Annotated in this window: 8 protein-coding genes, 5 tRNA genes and 1 pseudogene; 8 read left to right on the top strand and 6 right to left on the bottom strand. The window is 35.2% G+C overall.

Annotated elements, in window-relative coordinates; translation table 11 throughout:
• Nucleotides 1-137: 137 nt before the first annotated feature.
• From hjc to Q0W25_RS08395, 6 genes are all read right to left on the bottom strand, one after another.
• Complete coding sequence (gene hjc / locus Q0W25_RS08420) at nt 138-545, bottom strand: Holliday junction resolvase Hjc (protein WP_298521128.1); 408 nt, start codon at nt 543-545, stop codon at nt 138-140.
• Between the two features lie 110 nt (nt 546-655).
• A tRNA-His gene (locus Q0W25_RS08415) sits at nt 656-731 on the bottom strand.
• 30 nt (nt 732-761) lie between these two features.
• Nucleotides 762-844, bottom strand: a tRNA-Leu gene (locus tag Q0W25_RS08410).
• A gap of 54 nt (nt 845-898) precedes the next feature.
• Nucleotides 899-973, bottom strand: a tRNA-Glu gene (locus Q0W25_RS08405).
• Nucleotides 974-997: 24 nt separating this feature from the next.
• Nucleotides 998-1,071, bottom strand: a tRNA-Ile gene (locus tag Q0W25_RS08400).
• A gap of 5 nt (nt 1,072-1,076) precedes the next feature.
• Nucleotides 1,077-1,149 (bottom strand) — tRNA-Asn (locus tag Q0W25_RS08395).
• Between the two features lie 195 nt (nt 1,150-1,344).
• Here Q0W25_RS08395 and Q0W25_RS08390 point away from each other — a divergent pair.
• The 8 genes and pseudogenes from Q0W25_RS08390 to Q0W25_RS08355 all read left to right on the top strand — a co-directional run.
• Nucleotides 1,345-2,325 (top strand): radical SAM protein, encoded by a 981-nt coding sequence (locus Q0W25_RS08390; RefSeq protein ID WP_297825237.1) that lies wholly within the window; start codon nt 1,345-1,347, stop codon nt 2,323-2,325.
• Nucleotides 2,326-2,473: 148 nt separating this feature from the next.
• Nucleotides 2,474-3,826, top strand: a complete 1,353-nt coding sequence (gatB, locus tag Q0W25_RS08385) for an Asp-tRNA(Asn)/Glu-tRNA(Gln) amidotransferase subunit GatB (protein WP_298521126.1) — start codon at nt 2,474-2,476, stop codon at nt 3,824-3,826.
• Nucleotides 3,827-3,839: 13 nt separating this feature from the next.
• Nucleotides 3,840-4,646, top strand: a complete 807-nt coding sequence (locus tag Q0W25_RS08380) for a CBS domain-containing protein (RefSeq protein ID WP_298521124.1) — start codon at nt 3,840-3,842, stop codon at nt 4,644-4,646.
• Nucleotides 4,647-4,937: a phosphoribosyl-ATP diphosphatase gene (gene hisE, locus Q0W25_RS08375; RefSeq protein WP_298521122.1), complete on the top strand. Its 291-nt coding sequence runs from the start codon at nt 4,647-4,649 to the stop codon at nt 4,935-4,937.
• A gap of 62 nt (nt 4,938-4,999) precedes the next feature.
• On the top strand, nt 5,000-5,767 hold the full coding sequence (locus Q0W25_RS08370; RefSeq protein ID WP_298521120.1) for an ABC transporter permease: 768 nt from the start codon (nt 5,000-5,002) through the stop codon (nt 5,765-5,767).
• Between the two features lie 83 nt (nt 5,768-5,850).
• Nucleotides 5,851-6,588 (top strand): annotated as a pseudogene (locus Q0W25_RS09030) (ABC transporter ATP-binding protein); the annotation flags it as partial.
• Nucleotides 6,589-7,879: 1,291 nt separating this feature from the next.
• The gene (locus Q0W25_RS08360; protein ID WP_298521116.1) at nt 7,880-8,386 is read left to right on the top strand and encodes a hypothetical protein; all 507 of its coding nucleotides are present in this window, start codon (nt 7,880-7,882) and stop codon (nt 8,384-8,386) included.
• Nucleotides 8,387-8,397: 11 nt separating this feature from the next.
• Nucleotides 8,398-9,433: CDP-glycerol glycerophosphotransferase family protein (locus tag Q0W25_RS08355; RefSeq protein WP_298521114.1), on the top strand; the 1,036-nt coding region annotated here is incomplete at its 3' end.

Raw genomic sequence — 9,433 nt, 5'->3', positions numbered from 1 at the left:
CACAACGGATACTGTTCAGTTACGCGTATATTTCTTCAAAGACAACTGGAGTCCCAGATGATGCCAGGTTACACCATAACCCCATACAATATACTATAATAGATATAATTTAATGATATATAAAGATTACCCTCTGATTAAAACTTCATTTGAATATCGGTTCCTGCTATCTCATCAATTTCAAATCCTTTTTCCAATGCATAATCCTTTTCAACTTTATAATTACCGTTACGTGTACGCGGAGTGTTACTTGGCTCCAAAAATAGCCATTTTGTATACTTAAATCTGACACCGATGTATGGTTTGGCGCCGAATATATTTGAAAATTCACAAAGCGCATTTATTTGAGGTTCATCAATGTATACCTTATCCTTAGTAGTTGTCTTAACTTCAATAGCCAAATATAATTTACCATTTCCAGCAACTACATCAGGTAATGGATTTTTAGTAGCCCCACCAGATGCTGGAGCCCTCATAGCAGCAAAACCTCTTTCCCAAAGCTTGTGCACCAAATCTCTTTCTTCTGCAGACCCTTTTTTAGCCATAATAACACCGTACTATTAATAATTTAATTAAAAACAAGTATATAAAAACAATGCGAGAGCATATGAAAAGTACTGAAGAAATTAAAAAAAAACTAGAAAAAATGTATAAATGGGGCCGGGGCCGAGATTCGAACCCGAGTCCCGGGATCCACAGTCCCGGAGGATGACCACCTACCCTACCCCGGCAGAATATATAAAAATAAAAAATTGTTAAAATGCGGGAGCAGGGATTTGAACCCTGGTAGACCTGCGTCAACAGGTCCTAAGCCTGTCCCCTTTGGCCTCTCGGGCACCCCCGCTTATAAAAGTAAGGATACGTAGAAACCATTAAAAATCTTAACAAATTTTTAAAATGCTCCGGCCGGGATTCGAACCCGAGTCTTCGGCTCGAAAGGCCGAAATGATTGGCCGGACTACACCACCGGAGCATACAAATACAAGTTTATTTAACATGGGCCCAATGGGGTTCGAACCCATGGCCTTCCGGTTATGAGCCGGACGCTCTACCTGGCTAAGCTATGGGCCCCAAAGCGCCGTCGACAGGGCTCGAACCTGTGACCAATCGGTTAACAGCCGAACGCTCTACCTACTGAGCTACGACGGCATGTAATAACCCATCCACTTTACCAAATAAAACCCATGTTTCAAAATCAAAAGACTTTAAACAGTAATCATAATTATACATAAGATAGTATATAAATGTTTTGGTTTTTTGCAACTTTATCAAGAAAAATCAGATAAATTGCAATAATAGATTTTAATGAACTAGTATATAAACTTTAAGAAACAATATAAAAGCATGGCATCTGACTTATTTGATTTAATTAACAAAGCTAATGAAGTTACTTTAAAAGAGCATGGCGATTTGATAACTCTTGAAAGGGCCGTTTTCCTATCCTGGTGGTGTGATAAAGGAGACTGTGCATTTTGCTACATGTCAACACAAAAAGAAAAAATCAAAGATCCTCAAAAGGCCAGAAGGAACATAAACAACATTTATGCCGAAGCGGAAATGTGCAATCGTCTGGACTGGAATATTGAATTTCTATCAGGAGGCTACAAATCTTTCACCACACAGGAAATTAAAGAAATCGCCACTACAATAAAGGACATAACCGGAGATGGAGTTTGGTTAAATACAGGAATTACTGATGAATTAGACGCATACGGTTCAGAAATTAAAGGAATCACAGGTGCCGTTGAAGTAGCAAATCCCAAAATCCATGAAAGAGTATGCCCTAGTAAAAAATTAAGTGACATAAGCAATATGTTAGATGTTGCTGGAGATTTGGGCTTTAAAAAAGCAATAACTATTATCCTAGGCCTTGGGGAAACATTGGATGACGTTGACTATATCATAGATTACATCAAAGATCATAAAATCGATAGGGTCATATTCTACTCATTGAATCCGCATAAGGAAACAGTGTATGCGAACTCATCACAGCCTGCATCACTCTATTATGCTCAAGTCGTGGCGCAAGTCAGATTAGCTTTTCCTAACATAGAAATAATTTGCGGAACCTGGATTGACAATTTGGCGAACATCGGAATATTGATTTTGAGTGGAGCCAATGGAATAACAAAATTCCCATTATTTAAAATGTTTGGAACAAAATATGGTAAAAGAGTGGAAGAGGAAGTTAAATGGGCTGGACGACAGCTTAAAGGAACATTTACCGACAAAACAAAATTAGGTCCTGAAAAAAGCAATATTTCCCCAGAACTGGACAAATTTATAAAAAGATATGTTAAAGAATCATTGAAAAACAAATACTGATTTTTTCTATTTCTATTTTTTTAAAAAAAAAACTATATATACTAATTTTTAATAATCTTTATAAATCTAATGTAACATAAATAAATATAATATAAATTATTGAAAAATTATCCTTAATGGAGGAATTATTATTAGTGACGATGTTGATATGATGTGTGGACTTGAAATCCACGTACAATTAGAAACCGAATCAAAATTATTCTGTGATTGTCCTACCAATTATCAGGACGCACCTGCAAATACAAACATCTGCCCAGTTTGTTTAAATCAACCGGGTGCAAAACCACATCCAACAAATGAAAAAGCGTTGGAAAATGCATTGATGATTGCTTTAATGCTTAACTGTGAAATAGATAGAGATGTTATTTACTTTATGAGAAAACATTACGATTACCCTGATTTACCATCAGGTTACCAAAGAACTTCAGTTCCTATCGGAATCAATGGGGAATTAAACGGAATTAGAATCAGGGAAATTCACGCTGAAGAAGACCCTGGTCAATTTAAGCCGGACAGAGGTACTGTAAACTTCAACCGTTCTGGAATTCCACTAGTTGAAATCGTTACAGAACCTGACATAAAATCCCCTGAAGAAGCCAGAAACTTCTTGAAAGAATTGATTCGTGTTTTACAATACAGTGGAGGAGCTCGTGGAGAAGGTACTATGAGAGCTGACGTAAACATTTCCATTAATGGAGGAAACAGAGTAGAGATGAAAAACGTGAACTCCATTAAAGGTGCTTACAAAGCATTGAAATTCGAGCTCGTCAGACAAAAAAACCTCATGAAAAGAGGAGTTGAAGTAAAACAAGAAACCCGTGCATACCTCGAATCCCAAATGATTACCGTTGGAATGAGGATGAAAGAGGATGCTGATGATTACAGATTTATTACAGATCCAGACTTGCCACCAATGCAAATCAGCGATGAAACAATTCAAAGAATCTTGGACACAATGCCTGAAGCTCCACACAACAAAGTAAAAAGATTTGTTGAGGAATACGGCATTGATGAAGAATCCGCTAAAGTATTGACTTCCGAACTTGACTTGGCTATTGCCTATGAGGAAGTTGCAAAAGAAATCGATCCTAAATTTGCATCCAAATGGATGAGAGATGAACTCAAAAGGGTATTATATTATAACAAATTGGATTTCGCGGACAGTGGAATTACCGTTGAAAATATTGTAGAACTTTTAAATATGTTACAATCAAAAGAAATCACTGCTAAAGCGGGTAAAAAGATTATTGAACAAATGCCAAATAACGACAAAGGACCAAAAGCTATTGCTGAAGAGTTAGGATTGCTTGGTGTCGTGAAAGACGATGAAGTATTGGCTGCAGTAAAACAAGCAATTGATGAAAATCCAAAAGCCGTTGAAGACTATTTTGCTGGACAAAAAGCATCCATTAACTTCTTAGTCGGACAAGTAATGAGATTAACCCGTGGAAAAGCTGATCCAGGTGAAACTGTTAAACTATTAAAAGAAAACATAGAATAGGAGAGTATCCAATATGTCTTCAAAAAAATCTTTTGTTAAAGATTATATGACTAGAAATGTTATTAAAGTTTCACCAGATACCCAAACCGAAGAGGTTATCGGCCTAATGAAAGAAAGTCGTCACAATAGTTACCCAGTTGTAGAAAATGGTAAACTGGTGGGCATGATAACTGCTTTTGACATTGTATCAAAGGAATGGGCAGATACAGTCAGGGATTTAATGAGTACAAAATTAGTTGTTGCAAATCAAAACTTATCAATCAATGACGCTTCCAGAGTGATGTTCAGGAGAGGTATCTCTAGAATGCCTGTTGTGGATGAACACGGAGCCATCGTTGGAATCATTACCAACACAGATATGGTAAGATCCCACATCGAAAGGTCAACTCCAAATAAGGTGGAATACTTCAAAACAACCATGGAACAATTGTATGGTATAAAAACCACTTTAAAACATATGCAGGTGGAAACCGATAAATTGAGGCCAACACAGGACAGGGTTTATGCAGATGAACTTGAAGGAAGAGCCTATGAGTTAGAAAAAGGATTGGCTGAACCGGCAATTGTTGTTAAAACTGGTGACAGATGGATTCTTGTCGACGGACACCACAGGGCAGTTGCTTCAAAACAGAAAGGTTACAAGACTGTGGATTCATATGTTGTTGATTTGGGCCAAGACATCAAATTAGGAATGGAAAAAACTGCAGACAGAGCAGGAATAAATACATTTGATGATATTGAAATCATTGATGATGATAAGCATCCTTTAATTGCCTTGACAGAAAGCATGCAAGATCAAGAATCTAAAGGTGATGAATAGATGGCTGATGACAACATCATACGTGAAGTATACGAAGTTCTCGAATCTAGAAGGGACAATCCAATTGATTCATACACATCAAACATTATGCAGGACAGCGATAAAAAAGCAGAAGACAAAATACTTGAAAAGATAGCTGAAGAAGCAGGTGAAGTGTTGCTTGCAGCGAAAAACGATGAAAACTTGGTATATGAATCAGTCGATTTGATTTTTCACACCCTTTTGATTTTAGCATACAAAGGAATTGAAATAGATGAAGTCTTTGAAGAATTTGCAAGAAGACGAAAATAAATTATATTAAGGGAATTTTACATAAATTATAAAATAATTCAAATTTATTATTGGGTAAAAAAATGTTTGACACATTAGAAGAAAAGAAATTTTTATTAAGAGAATTGGTTAAAAGGGATTTTACTGCCAAATATAAGGATTCCTTTCTGGGAGTGATTTGGAGTTTTCTCAATCCTCTTTTAGTGATGTTAGTGTTTACTGCAGTATTTTCCGTGTTATTTGCCCGTACTATTGAAAATTATCCAGTTTACCTTTTAGCTGGGAGAATCATTTTCGACTTTTACAATAATGGAACAAGAGGTGCAATGAATTCCATTAAAGGTAATGCTGCTATTTTGAAAAAGGTATATATTCCGAAATACATGTTTTCAGTCAGTAAGATTACATATGAATTCATCAACTTTTTGATATCATTCGTAATATTGTTCGGAGTTATGGCAATTACAGGAGCACCATTCCACATCACAAGCTTATTCGCCATCATCCCTGTCGCATTATTAGTGTGCCTGGTCTTTGGTGTTGGAATGATTTTAGCCGTGTTCAACACATACTTTACTGATGTAGGTTATCTTTACAATGTATTTACAATCCTTTTAATGTATGCATCAGCATTGTTTTATCCGATCGAAATTGTTCCGGCATCTATTCAAAAGATATTCACATTGAACCCGGTTTATTCTGCAATTACATGCTTTAGGGAATGTGTCGTTTATGGAGTATTTCCAAACGTATCAACATTATTGTACCTTGCCACATTTTCAATAAGCTCATTGTTGATTGGAATTTTAATATACAACATATATGCAAATAAATTGGCATTAGAGTTATAACAGGTTTTATCATGGATTTAGATAGCGAGATAAAAGAAAATTCAATAGAAGAAGTTCCTTCAAATGAGATTGTCACTACTGATGATGACATTGCCATTGATGTAAAACATTTAACAATGGAATTTAAGGTCAGTAAAGATAAAATCGACACCATTAAAGAATATGTTATAAGGACCCTTAAAAGGAATAAAGAAGAAACCAAAAAGATTAGAGTTCTTGAAGACATCTCATTTACCGTTCACAAAGGGGACAGGCTTGGAATTTTGGGATTTAATGGTGCCGGTAAGAGTACTTTATTAAAAATCGTGAGTGGAATTTACAAACCGACATACGGAGAAGTGAAGATTAACGGTAAGATTGCACCATTGCTGGAATTAGGTGCTGGTTTTGACAATAACTACTCCGGTAAAAATAACATTTATTTAAACGCTGCTTTTTTAAGTATGGATAAAGAGTTCATTGATGAAAAATATGATGAAATTCTTGAATTTTCCGAACTTGGGGAGTTCATCAATTATCCTGTTAAAAACTATTCTTCCGGAATGAGGGCTAAATTGGGATTTTCAATAGCTACCATGATTAATCCTGATATCCTCATTATTGATGAAATCCTATCCGTTGGAGACATTAGGTTCAAAAAGAAAAGTGCAAATAAGCTCAAATCATTGATGAGTGATGGTGTAACAGTATTGCTCGTTTCACACTCAATCAATCAAATCAGGGACATATGCAACAGGTGCATCTGGATTGAAAATGGTCATCTGATTATGGATGATGAAGTGAATAAGGTATGTGATGCCTACGAAGAAAGCGCAAACACTGATGAAAATAAGCCAACACCGGAAATCGAAGTTTCTGAAAGGAACACCATAAGAATAGGTGATTACATCACAATTTCACTTGTGGATGGGGAAAAACCACTTAACAATAAAAAAATTACTGTTTACATTGATGACGTTAAAAATGACAGGACAACCAACGAACAGGGAAGAGTTGGTTTTCAAATTAATGAGCTAGGAGATCATTACTTTAAAATCGTATTCAGTGGAGATAAAACATATAACCCTAAACAAACCACATTTAACAAGACCGTCGTAAGAGATGAGGACTATGACGAGCTTGAAGGTCTTGAAATCGATGAAAACAAATTAACAACATGGATCCATGTAAATGACGATGAAAAGGTAACAATGGAAGATTATATTATCATTGAATGTAAAGAGGAATCAGAAGAGGGAAATCCAATTCTTGATGAAACTTTCGACATATACATCAATGGAATTCCGTACACCAGAAAAACTAATGAATACGGTAAACTCGGCATAACCCCTCTTGAAACCGGGACTAATAAGTTTAAAATAGTTTATTCGGGTAACGATAAGTTAAATCCTGCTGTATACGAATTCACAAAAACTATCGTTGATGAAGAAGAAGTATTCGCATATGATGACAGTTATATGGACGAAAACAAGATAATGCCATGGATACAAGTCTCTGAAGAGAAAACTTTAAACCTAGGAGATAGAATAACCCTCGAATTCAAAGAAGGGTCAGAAGATGGAGAATGGATTAAAGATGAACCTGTGAGCATATTCATCAATGGTGTTAAATTCAATAGGAAAACAAATAAATACGGCAGAATAGGTTTTCTTGCCCATGAACTCGGTGCTGAAAACTTTAAAGTAAATTTCCATGGAAATGATAGAATCAATCCAAAAACCATCATATTCTCTAAAAATATCGTTGAGCTGAATGATAAGGAAACCTATGATGAAAGCGATATGGATGAAAACAAAACAATGGCAGACATCAGCATGGATGAAACTGAGAACATCGAAATTGGAGAACATGCCAAAGTTGAATTTAAAGATGAAAACGGCGATGCTCTTCCTCATAAAAGAGTGATTGCATATGTAAATGGTGTAAAAGAATTATACAACACCAATACCCTTGGAGAAATTTTCATCACTTTGGATAAACCAGGTGAAAACAAAATTAAAGTAAATTTCCCTGGAAGCGAAAAAGTGAATCCGAAAACTGCTGAGTTCACTATAAATGTTGATGAATTATCATGATTATAAAACTAACTAAAATTGATAGAAAGGTTGTAAAATGGATAAAAGATGGATATTGATTTTAATAATAATTATCGTTGCTGTGGTATGCGGATACCTGGTATTGGACTCTTCAACTACAGTCGGCAAAGCCGTTGCAGTCGCGGACAGATGCGTATTTACACTGCCGGATGGTTTTTCACTTAAAGAGAGCGGCAACACTTATGTTGAAATAGAACGCGATGGAACACCCGAAAAAATCGGTATAATGGAAATAGGTAAAAACAATACTGTTAAGCAGGAAATTAAAGAGGAGTTCACTAATGGTATTAATGATTCTTATGTTTTTATAGGCAATGAAACAACAAAAACTCCTAAAGGAATTGAAATATTTACAACCTATTACAAAAATTCCACTGGGAATGTAAGTTCTTCATTCTTTTATACATCCAATCACACATTCATTGTATATACCATAGGCTATAAGGATTCTGCCGCATTGAAAAAAGATGTTAATTATATTGCAGATACATTAAGACCAGATTATAAACAAGCACAAGACTAATGGGGATTACTTTGATATTCTCAGATATGATTGCATCACATGATTCAGAATTAATTAGAAAAGCATGTGATTCACTAGCTAATCAAAAATTGGATTTTAAGGACTTAAAAGCCATATTGAATAATGAAAAAATCAAAGATGTCTTGAACAAGTCAGAAATTGAGACCCTAAAAGATTCATTGAGCGAATCTCTAAAAGACATTGATGATGATTTAATATTAAGCCAAAAAGGCGATGATTTTAAATTAAAGTGTTTTTTATTGAAATATGGTGAAATACCTGAAAATATCATTTTAAAATTTAATTTAAATAGTATTTTTATTGATATTTATGAAATAATTGGCAACAAGCTATATGTTTTAGCCAACATCTCAAATAGGGATGGCAGGAAGATTGATGTTTATGTAAATGAAAAGAAGATTCCTGCAAAAGAAATCCATTTTCCTCAAAGGGACAAATATTGCCTGGATTACAAATTTGCAACTGACTATTCTCTGGACTTCAATGTTGCCCTAAACCAAAAGGACAACTTTGAAATCGAATTTAGGTGTGGCGATGACATTTTGGAAATTGATTTTTCAAGACCGTGCAACTTCTCCAAAATTGCAGGATATTCAAAGACCAAACATTATCTGAGCATACTGAAAGGAAATAAGATAACTGTTGAAAAGAAAACCACATTGAAATGGGTAAAGCAGGAATCAAAAACACTGCTTAATATGCTGAAGAAAAGGGAACCTGGTCTTAAGGTTGGAGTCCCATTCAGAATAGCTTATATGCTGGGCTATCCTTTCCTTAAAAACAAAAGGATATGGTTTTTCATGGACCGGCCTGATGCATCCGATGACAATGGGATGCATTTGTTCAAATACGCCGCAGATAAGGATCCGGACATAAAAAAATACTACATTATAGATAAGAACACTCCTGATTATAATGAAATGAAAAAGATAGGAAATGTTTTGGGATTCAAATCCCTGAAGCATAGGTATCTTGGATTGTTTGCAGAAAATATAATCACAACCCACCCGGATAACCAAATCATTT

It is taken from the genome of uncultured Methanobrevibacter sp. (genome assembly GCF_947166415.1).
Classification (GTDB): domain Archaea; phylum Methanobacteriota; class Methanobacteria; order Methanobacteriales; family Methanobacteriaceae; genus Methanocatella.
The sequence above is the reverse complement of the archived record's forward strand: the minus strand, read 5'-3'. Positions and strand labels throughout refer to the sequence as shown.

Excerpts from the sequence above, each read along its gene's own strand:
- hjc (WP_298521128.1), bottom strand. The coding sequence starts at position 545 with ATGGCTAAAAAAGGGTCTGCAGAAGAAAGAGATTTGGTGCACAAGCTT.
- hisE (WP_298521122.1), top strand. The coding sequence starts at position 4,647 with ATGGCTGATGACAACATCATACGTGAAGTATACGAAGTTCTCGAATCT.
- Q0W25_RS08360 (WP_298521116.1), top strand. The coding sequence starts at position 7,880 with ATGGATAAAAGATGGATATTGATTTTAATAATAATTATCGTTGCTGTG.
- gatB (WP_298521126.1), top strand. The coding sequence starts at position 2,474 with ATGATGTGTGGACTTGAAATCCACGTACAATTAGAAACCGAATCAAAA.
- Q0W25_RS08370 (WP_298521120.1), top strand. The coding sequence starts at position 5,000 with ATGTTTGACACATTAGAAGAAAAGAAATTTTTATTAAGAGAATTGGTT.
- Q0W25_RS08380 (WP_298521124.1), top strand. The coding sequence starts at position 3,840 with ATGTCTTCAAAAAAATCTTTTGTTAAAGATTATATGACTAGAAATGTT.
- Q0W25_RS08390 (WP_297825237.1), top strand. The coding sequence starts at position 1,345 with ATGGCATCTGACTTATTTGATTTAATTAACAAAGCTAATGAAGTTACT.